This is a genomic window from Pseudoroseomonas sp. WGS1072, from assembly GCF_049340465.1.
Taxonomy (GTDB): Bacteria; Pseudomonadota; Alphaproteobacteria; order Acetobacterales; family Acetobacteraceae; genus Pseudoroseomonas.
In genome coordinates this window covers 1,119,857-1,136,290 of the sequence record NZ_JBMPSU010000001.1, presented here as the reverse complement: position 1 = coordinate 1,136,290, position 16,434 = coordinate 1,119,857, and the positions used below count along the sequence as shown (strand labels likewise).

The 16,434-nt window shown below is 73.3% G+C and carries 15 protein-coding genes; 12 read left to right on the top strand and 3 right to left on the bottom strand.

Going from position 1 to position 16,434, the window contains the following annotated elements; all coding sequences use genetic code 11:
* Nucleotides 1–63 precede the first annotated feature (63 nt).
* The gene (locus ACF3NH_RS05475) at nucleotides 64–1,050 is read left to right on the top strand and encodes a Bug family tripartite tricarboxylate transporter substrate binding protein (RefSeq protein ID WP_422922143.1); all 987 of its coding nucleotides are present in this window, start codon (nucleotides 64–66) and stop codon (nucleotides 1,048–1,050) included.
* A 61-nt stretch (nucleotides 1,051–1,111) separates the two neighbouring features.
* Here the strand turns inward: ACF3NH_RS05475 and ACF3NH_RS05470 are convergent, their stop codons facing one another.
* Nucleotides 1,112–2,053 carry a 2-dehydropantoate 2-reductase gene (locus ACF3NH_RS05470; RefSeq protein WP_422922142.1) on the bottom strand — a complete coding sequence of 314 codons (942 nt, stop codon included), beginning with the start codon at nucleotides 2,051–2,053 and terminating at the stop codon, nucleotides 1,112–1,114.
* A gap of 134 nt (nucleotides 2,054–2,187) precedes the next feature.
* Here ACF3NH_RS05470 and ACF3NH_RS05465 point away from each other — a divergent pair, with 134 nt between their 5' ends.
* The 8 genes from ACF3NH_RS05465 to ACF3NH_RS05430 all read left to right on the top strand — a co-directional run bounded on the left by ACF3NH_RS05465 (nucleotide 2,188) and on the right by ACF3NH_RS05430 (nucleotide 11,109).
* Complete coding sequence (locus tag ACF3NH_RS05465; RefSeq protein WP_422922141.1) at nucleotides 2,188–3,096, top strand: LysR family transcriptional regulator; 909 nt, start codon at nucleotides 2,188–2,190, stop codon at nucleotides 3,094–3,096.
* A gap of 109 nt (nucleotides 3,097–3,205) precedes the next feature.
* On the top strand, nucleotides 3,206–4,114 hold the full coding sequence (locus ACF3NH_RS05460) for an NAD(P)-dependent oxidoreductase (protein WP_422922140.1): 909 nt from the start codon (nucleotides 3,206–3,208) through the stop codon (nucleotides 4,112–4,114).
* Complete coding sequence (locus ACF3NH_RS05455; RefSeq protein WP_422922139.1) at nucleotides 4,107–5,648, top strand: aldehyde dehydrogenase family protein; 1,542 nt, start codon at nucleotides 4,107–4,109, stop codon at nucleotides 5,646–5,648. Before ACF3NH_RS05460 ends, ACF3NH_RS05455 begins: the two co-directional genes overlap by 8 nt.
* The gene (locus ACF3NH_RS05450; protein ID WP_422922138.1) at nucleotides 5,638–6,375 is read left to right on the top strand and encodes a serine O-acetyltransferase; all 738 of its coding nucleotides are present in this window, start codon (nucleotides 5,638–5,640) and stop codon (nucleotides 6,373–6,375) included. The genes ACF3NH_RS05455 and ACF3NH_RS05450 overlap by 11 nt, the downstream gene beginning before the upstream one ends.
* Nucleotides 6,372–7,283 (top strand): VOC family protein, encoded by a 912-nt coding sequence (locus ACF3NH_RS05445; protein ID WP_422922137.1) that lies wholly within the window; start codon nucleotides 6,372–6,374, stop codon nucleotides 7,281–7,283. The genes ACF3NH_RS05450 and ACF3NH_RS05445 overlap by 4 nt, the downstream gene beginning before the upstream one ends.
* Before the next feature lie 97 nt (nucleotides 7,284–7,380).
* Entirely contained in the window at nucleotides 7,381–9,891 is a 2,511-nt protein-coding gene (ligD, locus tag ACF3NH_RS05440) for a DNA ligase D (protein WP_422922136.1), read from the top strand.
* Nucleotides 9,888–10,748 (top strand): non-homologous end joining protein Ku, encoded by an 861-nt coding sequence (ku, locus tag ACF3NH_RS05435; RefSeq protein ID WP_422922135.1) that lies wholly within the window; start codon nucleotides 9,888–9,890, stop codon nucleotides 10,746–10,748. The genes ligD and ku overlap by 4 nt, the downstream gene beginning before the upstream one ends.
* A gap of 136 nt (nucleotides 10,749–10,884) precedes the next feature.
* Nucleotides 10,885–11,109 carry a hypothetical protein gene (locus ACF3NH_RS05430; RefSeq protein ID WP_422922134.1) on the top strand — a complete coding sequence of 75 codons (225 nt, stop codon included), beginning with the start codon at nucleotides 10,885–10,887 and terminating at the stop codon, nucleotides 11,107–11,109.
* A 56-nt stretch (nucleotides 11,110–11,165) separates the two neighbouring features.
* Here the strand turns inward: ACF3NH_RS05430 and ACF3NH_RS05425 are convergent, their stop codons facing one another.
* Together ACF3NH_RS05425 and ACF3NH_RS05420 are read right to left on the bottom strand one after the other, a co-directional pair.
* Nucleotides 11,166–11,363, bottom strand: coding sequence for a hypothetical protein (locus ACF3NH_RS05425; protein WP_422922133.1), 198 nt, complete (start codon nucleotides 11,361–11,363; stop codon nucleotides 11,166–11,168).
* A gap of 85 nt (nucleotides 11,364–11,448) precedes the next feature.
* Nucleotides 11,449–11,913 (bottom strand): MgtC/SapB family protein, encoded by a 465-nt coding sequence (locus ACF3NH_RS05420; RefSeq protein ID WP_422922132.1) that lies wholly within the window; start codon nucleotides 11,911–11,913, stop codon nucleotides 11,449–11,451.
* A gap of 313 nt (nucleotides 11,914–12,226) precedes the next feature.
* Here ACF3NH_RS05420 and ACF3NH_RS05415 point away from each other — a divergent pair, with 313 nt between their 5' ends.
* The 3 genes from ACF3NH_RS05415 to ACF3NH_RS05405 all read left to right on the top strand — a co-directional run bounded on the left by ACF3NH_RS05415 (nucleotide 12,227) and on the right by ACF3NH_RS05405 (nucleotide 16,393).
* Entirely contained in the window at nucleotides 12,227–12,742 is a 516-nt protein-coding gene (locus tag ACF3NH_RS05415) for an RNA polymerase sigma factor (RefSeq protein ID WP_422922131.1), read from the top strand.
* Nucleotides 12,743–12,847: 105 nt separating this feature from the next.
* A complete protein-coding gene (locus ACF3NH_RS05410; RefSeq protein WP_422922130.1) occupies nucleotides 12,848–13,795 on the top strand; it encodes a FecR family protein in 948 nt (315 codons plus the stop codon).
* 180 nt (nucleotides 13,796–13,975) lie between these two features.
* Entirely contained in the window at nucleotides 13,976–16,393 is a 2,418-nt protein-coding gene (locus ACF3NH_RS05405; protein WP_422922129.1) for a TonB-dependent siderophore receptor, read from the top strand.
* The last annotated feature ends 41 nt before the right edge of the window (nucleotides 16,394–16,434 follow it).

The following is a 16,434-nucleotide window of genomic DNA, read 5'->3' as shown; positions in this document are numbered from 1 at the left end:
CGCCGCCGCCCACGGGGCAGAGATCCCGGGCCGGTCGCGCGCTCCGTCACCAGGGAGAGCACGATGTCCAAGTTTCCTCGCCGCGACCTGCTGCGACTGTCCGCCGCGGCCGGCCTGCCGGCCGCCTGGCCGGGGCAGGCCGCCGCCGCCTGGCCCGACCAGCCCATCCGCCTCATCTGCCCCTTCGCCGCCGGCGGTCCCACCGATGTCGCGGCCCGGCTGGTGGCCGAGGCTCTGGGAAGCCAGCTCCCCCAGCGCGTGGTGGTGGAGAACCGGACGGGCTCGGGCGTCGTGGTCGGCACCGAGGCCGTCGCCAGGGCCCCGCGCGATGGCCACACGCTGCTCTACAACACCATCGCCCATGCCGTGCTGCGCGCGCTCTTCCACAATCTCAGCTTCGATCCCGTGGCGGACTTCAGGCCGGTCGCCCTGGTGGGCACGGTGCCGATGCTGCTGATGGTGAACAGAGATTTTCCGGCCCGCACCCTGCCGGAGCTGGTGGCGCTCTTCCGCGACAAGCCGGGACAGTTCAACTACGGCAGCTCCGGCAATGGCGGGGCGGTGCATCTGGCGACGGAGCTGTTCCTGCGGCAGGCCGGCCAGCTGAGGGTCAACCACATCCCCTATCGCGGCTCCGCCCCGGCCATGCCGGACCTGCTCAACGGCAATCTGACCATGTTCCTGAACGTCGCCTCGGACGGGATCGAGAGCGTGCGCAGCGGCGCCACCCGGGGCCTGGCGGTGAGCGGCGACCGGCGCCTGCCCCAGCTGCCGGATGTTCCCACCTTCGCGGAGGCCGGGATGCCCGGCTACGAGGCCTACACCTGGCACATGGTCCTCGCGCCCGCCGGCACGCCGGCGGCGGTGGTGACGCGCCTGAACGAGGCGATCAACGCCGTCCTGCGCTCCGATGCCCTGCAGCAGCGCTTCGCCGAGCTGTCCGTCCAGCCCCGCCCCGGCGGCACGCCGGAGGACGCCGCCGCCTGGCTCAAGGCGGAGATGGAGAAGTGGGAGCCCGTGGTGCGCGCGGCGGGGATCGTGGTGAACTAGCCTGCTGCCCGCCGCGGCGAGGAGCCGCCCGCCCTCCGCCCCGGCGGGCGGGGAGGGCCGGTCAGGCCGCGCCCGGCAGGCGTCCGGCGGCGCGCCGCTGCTCATAGGCCCGGGCGTGGGTCCAGGCGAGGGACAGGATCTCGTCCGGCAGGCCGTGGGCGCGGCACCGCTCCAGCATGAAGCCCAGGATGTGATCCCCCTCGATGGGCCGCCCCTGCTCGAGGTCCCGGAGGAGGGAGGCCTCATAGGTCGAGGCAGGGTCGGAGAACAGCGCGCGGTAGGAGGCGAGGAAGGCCTCGTCCGGCGGAAAGCCTTCCCGGGCCGCGATCCCGGCATGGAGGTCGAGAAGCCGCTGGAACAGCGCCCCGCCCTCGGGCGTGCGGACGATCTCGCCGACATTCGCGCGCAGGACCACGGTGAGCGCGGCGACCGTGGCGAGATGGACGAGCTTGAGCCAGAGCTCGCGCCGGATGTCTCCCGACAGCCGGGCATCGACGCCGGTGCCGGCGAAGGCGTCCAGGAGCGCCCGGCACCGCGCGGTTCCGGCGCCGTCCTGCTCGCCGAAGGTCAGGCTGCACCAGTCGTTCAGGTGCCGGATGACGCCGTCCGGCCCCAGCGTCGCCTGGATCTTCGCGGTCCCGCCCAGGACATGGCCGGCGCCGAAGCGCTCGTTCAGCCGCTGGAGATGGGCGATGCCGTTGAGGATCGGCAGGACCGCGGCGCCGCCCTCCATCGCCGCCCCGATCGAGGCCATGGCATCGGCCAGGTCGTAGGCCTTGCAGGTGAGCAGGACCAGGTCGTAGCGCCGGCCCGGCTCCGGCCGCGGCACGGCCCTGACCGGGACGGTCGCGTCGCCGAGCGGGCTCTCGATCCGCAGGCCGTCGCGCTGCAACTGCGTGAGGCGGCGCTCCCGGACGAGGAAGGTCACATCCGCCCCGGCCGCCGCCAGCCTGCCGCCGAAGTAGCCCCCCGTGCCGCCGGCACCCAGTACGAGAATCCTCATGGCCGCTGTCCTCCGGATGGCGTGGCGTCCGGCCAGTGTCGCATATCCCGGCCCTTCGCGGACCGGGGGGAGCGCGGCGTCGCCGGGCGGCGCCGCTTGCCAGCGCCATGCCCCGCCGGCACCCTGCGGAGGTGATGAATGGCCGGGCCCTGCGGTATTTCCTGGCGGTCGTGCGGGCCGGTTCCGTGCGCGGCGCGGCCGCGCGGCTGAATGTCGCGGCCTCGGCCATCAGCCGGCAGATCATGGAGCTGGAGGCGGAGTGTGGCCAGCCGCTGCTGGAGCGCCTGCCGCGCGGTGTCGTCGTCACCGAGGCCGGGCGCATCCTCGTCGACCACGCCCAGCGCCAGATGGATGAGCTGGACCTGTTGCGGGACCGGCTGCGCCGCCTGCAGGGCGCGCAACAGGGCACGGTGCGGCTCTGCTGCGGCGCCGGCTTCCTGGCCGACCTGATGGATCATGGCCTGGCCGGCTTCTCGGCCGCCCATCCCGGCATCGCCTTCCGCGTCTCCACGGCCACCAGCGACGGCATCCTGGCGGCGCTGGCGCAGGGCGAGGCGGATATCGGCCTGGCCTATACGCCGCCCTCCCATGCCGAGGTGCGCAGCCTGCTCTCCGCCAACCAGCCACTGCAGGCCATCCTGCCGCCCCGGCATCCGCTGGCCCTCGCCGGCGCTCCCCTGCCGCTGCGCGGCTTCGCCGCCGAGCCGGTCGCGCTGCTGCCGGCCGATCACGGCGTGCGGCGACTGCTCGCCCGCGTCGAGGCCGATGGCGACTTCCGGCTGGTGCCCCGGCTGGAGAGCGCCTCCTTCGGACTGCACCGCCGCTTCGTCATGGCCGGGATGGGCTATGCCTTCCTGCCGCCCTTCACCGTCGCGGCGGAACTGCGCGATGCCAGCCTGGCGGCCCTGCCGCTCAGCGACGCCATGCTCTCCGAGGCACGCGCGCATCTCCTGGTGCGGGCGGGGCGCCGCATGCCCGAGGCGGCCGCGCGACTGATCGACTGGCTGGCCGGGCGGATGGTGGCGTTCCGGCAGGGGGGCTGAGGCGGGGCCAGGCTCCGGTCGGGTGTTGCCGGAATCAGCACGGGATGTACGGAATGTTCTGATTGTGATGACGGGCCGTCTCTGTAACGTCCTGGGCCAGGAGGGCCGCATGTCTCAGCAGATCGCAACCCTGGGCGTGGTGGGGCTCGGCAATATGGGCCTGGCCATGGCCACCACCCTCGCCGGCAAGGGCTTCGCCGTGCGGGGTCACGACATCAGCCCGGCGCGGCGCGCGCTGGCCGCCGGCGCCGGCATCGCCGTCTCCGCCACGCTGGCCGAGGTGCTGGCCGGCGCTGACGCGCTGGTCTTCTCCCTGCCGCTGGCGCGCGACGTCGAGGCGGTGGTGACCGCGCCCGGCGGGCTGCTGGACCGGCGGGACCGCAAGGTGGTGGTGATCGACACCTCGACCTCCGACCCCGGCACCAGCCGACGCCTGGCCGCGCAGCTCGCGGCGGCGGGGCACGGCCTGCTGGACGCGCCGGTCAGCGGCGGCCCGTCCGGCGCCGCCGCCGGCACGCTGACCATGATGATCGGCGGCGCGGTGGAGGACTACGCGCTGGCGCGGCCGGTGCTGGAGGCGATGTCGGCGCGGGCGCCGCATGTCGGGCCGTCGGGGGCCGGCAATATCGTCAAGCTGGTGAACAATCTCCTGGTCGCGGCGCATCTCGTCACCACGGGCGAGGCGATGCGCCTGTCCGAGGCCGCCGGCCTCTCGGCCGCGGAGGCGGTCGCCGTGGTCAACACCGCCACGGGCCGCAGCGCCGTCAGCGAGGTTATGCTGCCGCGCTGGGTGCTGCCCGGCACCTTCGACAGCGGCTTCTCCGCCGGGCTGATGCGCAAGGACGTCCGCCTCGCCCTGGAGCTGGCCGCCGAGACCGGGCTCGACCTGCCGCTTTCGGAGCATGTCGCCCGGATCTGGCGCGATGCCGCGGACCGCCTTCCCGACAGCGCCGACTTCACCCGCATGGCCGATTACCGTGAGACCCCGGAGAGCCAGGATGAGAGCCAGGATGACTGACGCGACCCTTCCGAGCCAGGCCGCCCCCCGCGTCGCCGCGCTGCTGGACGGCCTCCTGCCCGGTGGCGCGGCCGGCAGCGTCGTCGGCGGCGCGGTGCTGCCGGGCGGTGGCGCGGCGCTGGAGCTGGTCAACCCCGCCGATGGCCGCCCGCTCCTCTCCTACGCGGATGCCGGCGGCGAGGTGGTCGAGGCCGCCATGCAGGCGGCCGCCCAGGCGCAGCGCCAGTGGTGGGGCATGACCGCCGCGGCGCGCGGCCGCGCGATGTGGGAGGTGGCGCGCCTGGTGCGGCAGCAGGCCGAGGCCCTGGCCGAGCTGGAGACGCTCTCCGCCGGCAAGCCGATCCGCGACACGCGCGGCGAGGTCGCCAAGGTCGCGGAGATGTTCGAATACTATGCCGGCTGGTGCGACAAGCTGCATGGCGAGGTCATCCCGGTCCCGACCAGCCACCTGAACTACACGCGGCACGAGCCCTTCGGCACGGTGGTGCAGATCACCCCCTGGAACGCGCCGGTCTTCACCGCCGGCTGGCAGATCGCCCCGGCCATCTGCGCCGGCAACGCCGTGGTGCTGAAGCCTTCCGAGCTGACGCCGCTCACCTCCCTGGCGCTGGGCTGGCTCTGCAACACCGCCGAGGGGATGCCGAAGGGCCTGGTCAACGTGCTGGCGGGCGCCGGGCCCACCACCGGGGCGGCGGCGGTCGCGCATCGCGGGACGCGGCTCGTGGTCTTCGTCGGCTCCGCCGGGGCGGGGGCGGAGATCGCCGCCGCGGCGGCGCGCAACATCGTCCCCAGCCTGCTGGAGCTGGGCGGCAAGTCGGCCAATATCGTCTTCGCCGATGCCGATCTCGACCGCGCCGCGATCGGCGCGCAGGCGGCGATCTTCGGCGGCGCCGGGCAGAGCTGCGTCGCCGGCTCGCGCCTGCTGGTGCAGCGCGCCGTGCACGCCGCGCTGGTCGAGCGCCTGGCGGTCGCGGCGCGGCACATCCCGGTTGGCCCGCCGGCCGATCCGGCGACGCAGATCGGCCCGATCAACAACCGCCGCCAGCACGACAGGATCGCCGCGATGGTGGCCGAGGCCGCCGCGGCGGGCGGCCGCATCGCCGCCGGCGGGGGCTGCCCGCCGGCGCTGCGGGAGACGGGCGGCTTCTTCTTCGCGCCCACCATCCTCGACGGCGTGGCGGCCGATGCCGCCATCGCCCGCGAGGAGGTCTTCGGCCCGGTGCTCGCCGTGCTGCCCTTCGACACGGAGGAGGAGGCGGTGGCCCTGGCCAATGCCACGCCCTACGGCCTGGCGGGGGCGGTCTGGACGGGGGATGTCGGCCGGGCGCACCGCGTCGCCGCCGAGGTGCGCGCCGGCACCTTCTGGGTGAACGGCTACAAGACCATCCATGTCGCCTCGCCCTTCGGCGGCTTCGGCCGCTCCGGCTTCGGCCGCTCCTCGGGGCGGGAGGCGCTGATGGCCTATACCCAGACCAAGAGCGTCTGGGTGGAGACCGCCGCGCGGCCGGGCGTCGCCTTCGGCTATGTCGGCTGAGGCCACCTGGCGGCGGCTCGCGGCCCAGGCCGGCCAGGCGCCCGCGCCCCTGGCGGCGGCGCTGGCCGCCACCGCCGGGGCGGCGACGCCGGTCGCCGGCATCGCCGCCCTGCTCGGCCGACTGCTGACGCCGCTCTGGCTGGAGGCCGGGCCGCTCGCCGCCGCCACGCTGACCGAGGCGGACGCGGCGGCGGTGCTGTCGGATCTCGAGGCCATCACCGCGCGCAACTTCGAGCCGTCCGGGCTGCTCGGCACCTGGGTCGGCCACCGCGGCTTCCAGATGCTGGCGTCGCACCGCCTGGCGCATCGCCTCTGGACCGGCGGCCAGCCCGCGCTGGCGATGGCGGTCCGCAGCGCGGCGGGCTACCTCGGCTGCGACATCCATCCCGCCGCCCGCATCGGATGCGGCATCTTCCTCGACCATGGCCTCGGCCTTGTGGTGGGCGAGACGGCGGTGATCGAGGATGACGTCAGCCTCTGGCACGGCGTCACCCTGGGCTCGACCCTGATGCAGGCCGGCGCCGACCGGCATCCGAAGATCCGGCGGGGGGCGGTGCTGGGGGCCGGGGCCACCCTGCTCGGCAATATCGAGGTCGGGGCCTTCGCCGTGGTCGCCGCCGGGTCCGTGGTCCTGGCCGACGTGCCGCCGCGCACCACCGTCGCCGGCCATCCGGCCCGGCCGAAGCCGCGTCACCGCCACCCTTACGGCCTCGGGGAGACACCATGAGCCGCGCGACCGTCCCGCTTCCCGGCATCGACCATCCGCTGATCCTGATGCGCGACATCGAGGCGGGGCGGGCCTTCTACGCGCGCCTCGGCTTCACCGTCACGCCGGTGGGCCGGCACCCCTGGGGAACCAGCACCGCGCTGGCCGTGCTGGAGCGGTCGGCGCTGGAGCTGATGGGGATCTACGACGAGAGCCTGATCGACGGCCTGGAGGCCGGCGGCTTCCGCTTCGGCCGGCACATGCGCGACGCGCTGGCCGAGCGCGAGGGCATGGCACTGGTCGCGCTGCACAGCCGGGACGTGTCCGGCGACGGCGCCGCCATGGCGGGGCGCGGCATCGCCACGCAGGGACGCATCGACTTCCGCCGCAAGGTGAAGCCGCCGGGCCTGGACTGGGACGAGGCGGTGGTGTCGCTGCAGATCCTGCTGGACCCGGCCCTGCCGCGCGTCTCCCATTTCCTGGCGCAGCAGCACAAGCCGCACCTGCTCTGGGTGCCCGACTGGATGCGGCACGCCAATGGCGCCACCCATGTCGCCGCCGTGACCTATCTGGCGGAGGAGCCGGCGCCCGTGTGCGCGCGGCTGGGGCGCATGTTCGGCGGCGGGCCGGCGGCGTTCGCGGCGGAATTCCCCACGGGCCAGGGCCATTTCCGCGTGCTGCGCCCGGCCGACTGGCCGGCGGCGTTCGGCGCCACGCCGATGCCCCGGCTGACGCCCGGCGAGCCTGGTGGCGCGGCGATCGACGTGGCGGTCCGGGACCTGGCGGCGGCGCGGGCCATGCTGGCGGGGGAGGGTGTCGCGACCGTCGAGACCGCGGCCGGCCCCGCCATCGCCGATGTGGCCGGCTGCGGCAATGTCGTGATCCGCTTCGTCCGGGCCTGCGCCGGAGCGGCGGGGCGCGGGGCCTAGCGCCCCCCCCCTCCGGCGGCGCCGAGGAAACCACCATCCCGCGCCGGCTTTTCCCGTCCGATGAAGGCGCCGCCGTGCGGCGTCGGAGGGACAGGCCATGCCCGCCCGGGACCAGGACGCCTCGCTCGGCCGCTACCGCGCCCGCCGCGACTTCACCCGCACCGCCGAGCCCGCCGGCGAAAAGGCTCCGCGCCGCCGCGCGGCGCACCGCTTCGTGGTGCAGAAGCATGATGCCACCCGCCTGCATTACGACTTCCGCCTGGAGCTGGGCGGCACGCTGAAAAGCTGGGCCGTGACGCGCGGGCCGAGCCTGGACCCGGCGGACAAGCGCCTCGCCGTGCAGGTGGAGGATCATCCGCTGGACTATGGCGGCTTCGAGGGCACCATCCCGCCGGGCCAGTATGGCGGCGGCACCGTGATGCTCTGGGACCGGGGCCGCTGGCGCGGCGAGGATGCCGACCCGGAGGCGGCGCTGGCGGAGGGCAAGCTGAAGTTCCGCCTGGAGGGCGAGCGGCTGCGGGGCGGCTGGACCCTGGTCCGCATGCGTCCGCGCAAGGGCGAGAAGGCGCCGCAATGGCTGCTGATCAAGGAGCGCGACGAGGAGGCCCGCCCCGGCGAGGGCGATGCCCTGCTGCGGCGGGAGACCCGCTCGGTCAGCTCGGGCCGCAGTCTCGAGGAGATCGCCGGGACGGCGAAGCCGGCGCCGAAGCCGAAGCCGAGGCCCCGCGCCGACACGGGCGCCGAGGCTCCGGCCGGCTTCCTGCCGCCGCAGCTCTGCGCCGCCGCCGCCGCGGCCCCGGCCGGCGAGGACTGGGTGCATGAGGTGAAGCTGGACGGCTACCGGCTGCAGGCACAGATCGCCGGCGGCCGGGCACGGCTGCTGACCCGCAACGGGCTGGACTGGACGTCGCGCTTCCCCGACACCGCCGAGGCCCTGGCCCGCCTGCCCGACGCCATCCTGGATGGCGAGCTGATCGCCCCCGACAAGGACGGCCATCCGGACTTCGCCGCGCTGCTGGCCGCCATGGAGGCGGGACGGGGCGGCGCGCTGCGGTACATGGCCTTCGACCTGCTCGGCCTCGGCGGCCGGGACATGCGGGAGGAGCCCCTGCTGCGGCGCAAGGCGGCGCTGGAGACGCTGCTGCGCCAGGCGCCGGCGGCGATCGGCTATGTGGAGCACTTCACGGCGCCGGGCCGGGCCATGCTCGACTCGGCCTGCCGGATGGGGCTGGAGGGCATCGTCTCCAAGCGGGCGGAGGCGCCCTACCGCGCCGGGCGCGGCGAGGACTGGGTGAAGACCAAGTGCCGGGGCAACGATGAATTCGTCATCGGCGGCCACGGCACCGGGCCCAAGGGCAACATGACCCTGCTGCTGGGGGCATGGCGGGACGGGAAGCTGATCTATCTCGGCCGGGTGGGCTCGGGCATCTCGGGCCAGCGGGCGCGGGCCCTGGCGCGGCAGCTCAGGCCCCTGGCGCGAAAGACCTCGCCCTTCGCGACGGCGGCCGATCCGTCGGACCGGCGGCGCGCCCATTGGGTGGAGCCCCGGCTGGTGGCGGAGGTGGATTATGCCGGCTGGACCGGGGAGGGGCGGATCCGCCAGGCCTCGTTCAAGGGGGTGCGGGAGGACAAGCCGGCGGACAGCGTGACACCACCCGGCCCGATCGCCGGGCAGGATCCGCCGCCGGAGCCGGGTGCGCGCCGGCCGGCCGGGGGCGGCGCCCATACGGTGTCGGGGGTGCGGCTGAGCCATCCGGACAAGCTGCTCTGGCCGGAGGAGCGCATCACCAAGCACGACCTCGCGCAGTACTACGCGGCGGTGGCGCCGCGCCTGCTCGCCTATGCCGGCGGCCGGATGGTGGCCCTGCTGCGCTGCCCCGACGGGATCGCCGGCCCCCGCTTCCTGCAGCGCCATCCGGGGCGCGGCACCTCCGCCCTGCTGGCGCGGGTGCCGCTGGCCGGGGAGGAGGATCCCTACCTGGCGGTGGACAGCGTGGAGGGGCTGGTGGCCCTGGCCCAGGCCGGGGTGCTGGAGATCCATCCGGGCGGGGCCCGGGCCGACGATACCGAGCTGCCGGACCGGCTGGTCTTCGACCTCGATCCGGATGAGGGTCTCGACTTCGGCGCCGTGATCGACGCGGCGCTGGCGCTGCGCGAGAGGCTGGAGGCCCTCGGCCTCGTCGCCTTCGCCAAGACCACGGGCGGCAAGGGCCTGCATCTGGTCGTGCCCCTGCGGCCCCGCGCGGGATGGCCGGAGGCGCGGGATTTCTGCCAGGCCCTCTGCGCCCTGATGGCCGAGGACCAGCCCCGCCTCTACACCACCAACCTCGCCCGGAAGGCGCGCAAGGGCCGCATCTTCCTCGACTACCTGCGCAACGACCGGACGGCGACGGCGGTCTCCGCCTGGTCTCCCCGCGCGCGGCCCGGCGCGCCCGTCTCGATGCCCCTGGGCTGGCAGGAGGTGGCGCCGGGGCTGGACCCGAAGGCCTTCACCCTGCGGACGGCGCCGGCGCGTCTGAGCAAGGATCCCTGGGCGGGCCATGAGGCGGCGGCCCGCCCCCTGCCGGTGTTCCGGCGCGGGGCCGCCCGGAAAGGCGGAGTGGCATGAAGGCCCGTCCGATCTGGCGCGGGACGCTGCGCCTGGCGCTGGTGTCCTGCCGCGTCGCCCTGCTGCCGGCGCGCCAGGAGCGCAACAACCTGCACTTCAACCTGATCAATCCGAAGACCGGCCATCGCATCCGCAATCGCACCGTCGATGCGGAGACGGGGAAGGCGGTGGAGCGCGCGGCCCTGGTGCATGGCTACGAGGTGGCCAAGGGGGAATATGTCCTGCTCACGGAGGAGGATTTCGAGAGCGCCCGCGTGGAGAGCAGCCGAACGCTCACCATCGCCAAGTTCGTCAAATCGGGCAGCATCACGCCGCTCCATTTCGAGAATTCCTACTATCTCGTGCCGCAGGAGGACGAGGCGGCGGATGTCTACGCCGTGCTGCGGGAAGCCCTGCGCCGGAGCGACATGATGGCGCTGTCCCGGCTGGTGCTGTTCCGGCGGGAGAGGGCGGTGGCCATCCTGCCGCTCGAACGCGGGCTGGTGCTGCACACGCTGCAGGAGGAGGGCGACCTCCGGGATGCGGAGGAGGCCTTCGCCGAGGTGCCCCGGGGCGCGCCCGACGCGGAGATGGTGAAGCTGGCGAGGCAGCTCATCGCCCGGCAGGCCGGCACCTTCGACCCGGCCGATACGGAGGACCGGTACGAGGCGCGGCTGCGGGAGGTGATCGAGGAGCGGCGCCAGGGGAAGACCATTACGCCGGAGGTGGAGGACGAGACGGAAGGGCGGGACAATGTCGTGGATCTGATGGCCGCCCTGCGCGCCAGCCTGAAGGGCACGAAGCCCTCGCGCGGCAAGGCGAAGCGCAGGACGCCCGCCGGGGACAAGGCCGCACCGGCCCGCCGCAAGCGGGCCTGAGGCCGCGCGCCCTGGGCATCGGGGCTCCGACGCCGCGGCTTCGGTTGAATGACAGTTCTGCATGCAACTCAGGGGGCGTGGACTTCCCTTGTCACGGCGCACTAGACAAGCGCGAAACTTGTCTAGGGCTTCGGACATGGCGTACCGCGAACTGACGTATTACCGACGCTATCCTCTGGAGATCCGCGAGTATGGGGATACCGGCTGGGCGGTTCATGTCTATCCGCCGGCCGACGTCCGGAGTGGCCACAAGGTCGCCGTCCTGACGACGCCGATGCCCGCCAGACTGGCGGAGGTCCTGGCCGACGCCCGCAGGACGGTGGACCGGCATGCCATGATGCCCAACACGGGGCAGGCATAGGCTTTCCGGCCGCCGTTATCCCAAGGGCCCGCGGTGCCGGCGGGCCGGCATGCCCTTCAGCGTGCCCTGGCCGATATCCGCAGCAGGACCGCCGCCGACAGCAGGACCGATGAGACCAGGATCGCGGCGGCGATCAGCCCGGCCGGTGTCGCGCGGGCGGTGGCGGTCAGCAGCCTGCCATGGCCCAGGTCCAGATGAAGGCTGGCCTTCATCTCCTCGGGATGCGCAGGGGCGGGCGGGGGAGGCGGGGTCATGCGGTCGGAGGTTCCTCGGATCATGGCGCGGGCGGCGGCATGCCGGCCCGTGGCGTGGCCGTTCTCGGCAGCATGCCACAGGGCGTCATTTCCCCTCCGCCCTGTCGCGGCCCGGCAGATGGCGGGTGCCAAGCCGGACCATGACCATCAGGATGAGTCCCAACCCGGCGGCGATCAACGCCATGCGCCAGTGTCCCGCGCCGCAGCTCATGCCGATGGCGCCGGTGAGCACGAGGCTGCTGGCGCTGGTCAGGTTGCGCACCTCCTCCCGCCAGGCGAAGACCATGCCCGCGCCGATGAAGCCGAGGGCCTGGAACAGACCCTGCGCGATCCGCAGCGGATCCGATTCTCCGCCGCTCTGCAGCACCGTCGCGGCGATGGAGGTGGCGGAGAGCATCAGCAGCGCCGCGCTGAGGGCGATCAGGCCATGCGTGCGAATGCCCGCGTCGAAGCCGCGCCGCTCCCAATCCAGGCCGAGCAGCATGCCGAGCCCGGCCGCGCCGCCAAGGCGCAGGAGAATGTCCTCGGTCGATGGGTCGGTCATCATCATGGTTCGGGGCCGGCCTCCGGGCGCTCGGACAGGTGCGGCGCGCGGGTTCCGCTCGCCGTCCCACCCAACGGCCGCCGGACCAGCTTCCCTGCCCCGCAGTGACGACTCAAGCGCGAATCGCCGGAAGGCCGCCCTGTTTCGCGCCCCGGCATGAACAGCCGCGCCGGGGACGGGCTCGCCGGCCTCCCCCGCCCGGCCGCGGCACATGGAGTTGCGACGCATTCTCAAGTCTCTTATGCTGGCCGCCGGCTGGCATGGCGGCCGGGGTCACGCGCCGCGTCAATGGCCCCGGCGAGGGTCCGGGGGAGTTGACTTGGGCGACAGGGAAGGACTTTCGCTCCTCCGGCATCTGTCGGAAGGCTATGAGGATCTCCTCGGCCGCCTGAGCCGCCGGCTGGGATCGGCCAGCCGGGCCTCCGAGGCCCTGCAGGAGACCTGCCTTCGCGTCGGCCGGGCCGTGGCGCTGCCCGAGGTGCGCGACCCGGAGGCCTTCCTGCTGCGGATCGCGGCCAATGCCGCGGCCGATCAGTCGCGGCAGGAGGCGCGGCGCCGCCTCGAGCCCCTGGAGATCGAGGCCCTGCTGGCCGTCTCGGACGATGCCCCGACGCCCGAGGCCATCGTCCAGGGCCGGGAGGAAATGCGGCATCTCCAGCGCGCGCTGGAGGCCCTGCCGGCCCGGCGCCGGGCCATCCTGGAGGCCGCCCGGCTTCAGGGCCTGCCGCATGAGGCGATCGCCAGGCGCTTCGGCGTCTCGGTCCGGACCGTGGCCTACGAGATCGAGCGGGCCCTGGATCACTGCTCCGTGTGGATGGAGCGAAAGCCTTCCTGACCTTGCAGTCCGCTTCGCGACGGCGCGTCTACCCGGTATGAAGCGGAGGGAAGGAGCCCTGTGCGGGATGTGGAACCCGGTCTGCTGCCATGCCGGTCTGCCGCCATGACTGACGCGCCGCCGGACCGGGACGCGCTGCGGCGCGAGGCCGGCGCCTGGCTGGCCCGGCTGACCTCCGGCCAGGCCACCGACGCCGATGCGTGGCAGGTGGCGAGCTGGCGGGCGCGCAGCCCGGCGCACGAGGCCGCCTTCCAGGAGGCCGCGCGGCTCTGGCGGCAGTTGGCGCCCGTGATGGCGGAGGCGCCGGCCGCCGCCTTGCCGCGCCTGGCGGCGGGACGGCGCGGCCTGCTGATGGGCACCGGCCTGGCGGCGTCGCTCGCCGGCCTCCTGGTGGCGGGCCGGAGCGGCGGCTGGCTGCCGGACCTGACCGGGCCCGGCGCCGATCACAGGACCGGCACGGGCGAGCGCCGGACCCTGACCCTGGCGGATGGCAGCATCGTGGAGATGAACACGCTGACCAGCCTCTCCGTCCGGTTCACCGAGGCAGAGAGGCGGATCCTGCTGATGGGCGGGGAGGCGGCCTTCACCGTGCCGCGCGACCCGTCGCGCCCCTTCATCGTCGCCTCCGCCGGCGGCGAGACCCGGGTGCTCGGCACCGTCTTCACGGTCGCCATGGCGGCGGGCGCCGTGTCGGTGACCGATCTGGAAGGGCGGGTGGCCGTGCGCTCCTCCGGCGAGGTGCAGCTCCGGCCGGGGGAGCAGGTGACCTACGACAAGGCCGGCCTGGGGCCGGTACTGCGGGTCGATCCGGTGGTCGCCTCCGGTTGGCGGCAAGGGCTGCTGGTCTTCCGCGACCGCACCGTCCGGGAGGTGGTGGCCGAGCTGAACCGTTACCGCGCCGGCCATATCCTCCTGTTGAACGACGAGGCCGGGCAGCGGCGCGTCAGCGGCGTGTTCCATCTCGACCGGCCCGACCAGGTGGTCGCGCATCTCCAGCGCATGACCGGGCTGCGGGACCGCGCCCTTCCGGGCGGCCTGTTGCTGCTGCGGTAGCAGCGGGCCCGGCATCGCCGCCCCGAAGAAATTCGGAAAATTCCACCGTCGGCCTTGCAGTTCGTCTGCCCCGGAAGCGTCCCCCCTAAGAGGACATCCGCTTCCGCCGCGCAAAGGCGGAGCCAGATCGAGGACCGGAACGCCGTGTCGATAGGAAGTATGCGAGGAAGCCGCTGCCTGATGGCGGCCCTGCTGGGCAGTGTGGCATGGATCGCGCCGGCCGCCGATGCGGCGGCGCAGCCGGCCGCGGCCTCCGGCGAGGAGATCGCGCGGGTCGGCTTCGATATCCCGGCCGGACCGCTGGATCAGGCGCTGCTCCGCTTCGCCTCGGCCAGCGGCATCCAGCTCCTCTATGACAGCAGCCTGACGCGCGGCCGGCAGAGCCCGGGCGTCACCGGCGCCATCCCCGCGCGGCAGGCGTTGCAGCGCCTTCTGGCCGGCTCGGGCGTGGAGGCCCAGTTCACCTCGCCGCAGACCGTGCTGCTGCGGGCCTCGCCAGAGTCGGGGCCGGCGCCGGGGCCGGAGGGGGCCGTGGTCCTGCCGGAGGTCAATGTCACGGCCGGCCTGCAGCGGCGCGCCTGGATGCCGGTCCAGGGCTATGTGGCGGATGTGGCCGTCACCGCCACCAAGACCGACACGCCGATCATCGAGACCCCACAATCCATCTCCGTCGTCACGCGCGACCAGATGGACGACCAGCAGATCCAGAATGTCGGCCAGGGGCTGCGCTACACCGCCGGGATCGAGGGCGAGTATCTCGGCGCCTACGGCAGCAACGACGAGGCCTATGCCCGCGGCTTCGCCATGGACTACTATCTCGATGGCATGCGCGTCCTGCACAATGCCGCGGCGGGCGCCGGCAACCAGATCGAGGCCTTCAACCTGGAGCGCATCGAGGTGCTGCGCGGCCCCTCCTCCGTGCTCTATGGCCAGGGTTCCCCGGCCGGCATCGTCAACCTCGTCAGCCGGCGGCCCGCGGAGCAGGCGGGCGGCGAGGTGCGGCTGCAGGCGGGCAGCCATGGCCGCCTGCTGGGTGGCTTCACCATGACGGGCCCGCTGAACGAGGAGCGGACGCTGCTCTACCGCGTCACCGGCCTGGCCTCGCGCGGCGGCACGCAGGTCGAGGATTCCGCCCAGCAGAGGGTGTCGATCTCGCCCGCCATCACCTGGCGCCCGGACCAGCGGACGAGCTGGACCATCCTCGGCCAGTACCTGCATGACCCGCAGGGCGGCCTCTACAGCTACATCCCGGCGCAGGGCACCATCCTCTTCAATCCGAACGGCGATCTCGACATGCGCCGCAATTACTCGGATCGTGACAGCTACAAGAACACGCGGACGCAGTACGGCATCACCTCGCTCTTCGAGCACAGCTTCGACGAGGTCTTCACGGTCCGGCAGAACTTCCGCTACTTCCACACGCGCAGCACGCTGGACGGCTACTACCCGCAGTTCTTCGCGGCCAACCTGCGCGATCTCCAGGGCATGTATTCGCGCCGTGGCATGATCTATGACGGCTACACGGCGGACACCCAGTTGCAGGCGCGCTTCCGCACCGGCCCGCTGGAGCACACCATGGTGTCCGGCTTCGACTACCAGGGCGGCACCGGGCAGAACGACTGGTACATGGACCGGACCCTCTACAGCTGCGACGTCTTCGCCAGCAATCCCTGCCCGGCGACCGGCGGGCCGCGCTACGCCGCACCCATGTTGCGCAACACCCAGACCATGCACCGCTACGGCGTTTACCTGCAGGACCAGATCGCCTGGGGCGGCTGGCGCCTGCTCCTGGGCGGCCGGCATGACTGGAACGAATCCGCCACGCGCAACCACCTGAACCGCACCACGACCAAGCTCTACGACGATGCCTTCACCGGCCGGGCCGGCCTGCTCTACGCCTTCGACTTCGGCCTCTCGCCCTATGTGAGCTACACGGAATCCTTCAATCCGCAGACCGGCAGCGACGCCCGCGGCCGCCCCTTCGAGCCGACGCGCGGGCGGCAGTACGAGGCCGGCATCAAGTTCCAGCCGCCGGGCCACAACCTGCTCATCACCGCGGCGGTCTATGAGCTGACCCAGCAGAACGTGCTGACGCCCGATCCCGTCAACACGCAGTTCAGCGTGCAGACCGGCGAGGTGCGCTCGCGCGGCGTGGAACTGGAGGCCAAGGCCAGCCTGAACCGGCAGATCAGCCTGTTGGCCTCCTACAGCTACATGGACAATGAGGTGACGCGCTCGAACACCGCCAATCTCGGCAAGCATCCGGTCCTGCAATCGGCGCATCGCGGCTCGGTCTGGCTGGACTATGGCTTCACCGACCGTCTGTTCGAGGGGCTGCGCCTGGGCGGCGGCCTGCGCTATCTCGGCGCCAGCTGGGGCGATGAGGCGAACACCCTGCGCGTGCCCGCCGCCACGCTGTTCGACGCCCGGGCCTCCTACGACCTCGGCATGCTGAGCGCCGAGCTGAGGGGCATGCAGTTCAGCGTGAATGCCACCAACCTCGGCGACAAGCAGTTCATCCGGGGCTGCTACACGGAGGCGCAGTGCTTCGTCGGTCTGGGCCGCACCGTGGTGGGCACGCTGAGCTATCGCTGGTAGGCATGAACCCCGCCCGGCCGGGCCCGCCGGCCGGGCGGTCC

What these genes read in the sequence shown, in the direction of transcription:
- ACF3NH_RS05475 (WP_422922143.1), top strand. Translation starts at nt 64, where the DNA reads ATGTCCAAGTTTCCTCGCCGCGACCTGCTGCGACTGTCCGCCGCGGCC.
- ACF3NH_RS05470 (WP_422922142.1), bottom strand. Translation starts at nt 2,053, where the DNA reads ATGAGGATTCTCGTACTGGGTGCCGGCGGCACGGGGGGCTACTTCGGC.
- ACF3NH_RS05430 (WP_422922134.1), top strand. Translation starts at nt 10,885, where the DNA reads ATGGCGTACCGCGAACTGACGTATTACCGACGCTATCCTCTGGAGATC.
- ACF3NH_RS05410 (WP_422922130.1), top strand. Translation starts at nt 12,848, where the DNA reads ATGACTGACGCGCCGCCGGACCGGGACGCGCTGCGGCGCGAGGCCGGC.
- ACF3NH_RS05455 (WP_422922139.1), top strand. Translation starts at nt 4,107, where the DNA reads ATGACTGACGCGACCCTTCCGAGCCAGGCCGCCCCCCGCGTCGCCGCG.
- ku (WP_422922135.1), top strand. Translation starts at nt 9,888, where the DNA reads ATGAAGGCCCGTCCGATCTGGCGCGGGACGCTGCGCCTGGCGCTGGTG.
- ACF3NH_RS05460 (WP_422922140.1), top strand. Translation starts at nt 3,206, where the DNA reads ATGTCTCAGCAGATCGCAACCCTGGGCGTGGTGGGGCTCGGCAATATG.
- ACF3NH_RS05465 (WP_422922141.1), top strand. Translation starts at nt 2,188, where the DNA reads ATGAATGGCCGGGCCCTGCGGTATTTCCTGGCGGTCGTGCGGGCCGGT.
- ACF3NH_RS05450 (WP_422922138.1), top strand. Translation starts at nt 5,638, where the DNA reads ATGTCGGCTGAGGCCACCTGGCGGCGGCTCGCGGCCCAGGCCGGCCAG.
- ligD (WP_422922136.1), top strand. Translation starts at nt 7,381, where the DNA reads ATGCCCGCCCGGGACCAGGACGCCTCGCTCGGCCGCTACCGCGCCCGC.
- ACF3NH_RS05425 (WP_422922133.1), bottom strand. Translation starts at nt 11,363, where the DNA reads ATGACCCCGCCTCCCCCGCCCGCCCCTGCGCATCCCGAGGAGATGAAG.
- ACF3NH_RS05405 (WP_422922129.1), top strand. Translation starts at nt 13,976, where the DNA reads ATGGCGGCCCTGCTGGGCAGTGTGGCATGGATCGCGCCGGCCGCCGAT.
- ACF3NH_RS05420 (WP_422922132.1), bottom strand. Translation starts at nt 11,913, where the DNA reads ATGATGATGACCGACCCATCGACCGAGGACATTCTCCTGCGCCTTGGC.
- ACF3NH_RS05445 (WP_422922137.1), top strand. Translation starts at nt 6,372, where the DNA reads ATGAGCCGCGCGACCGTCCCGCTTCCCGGCATCGACCATCCGCTGATC.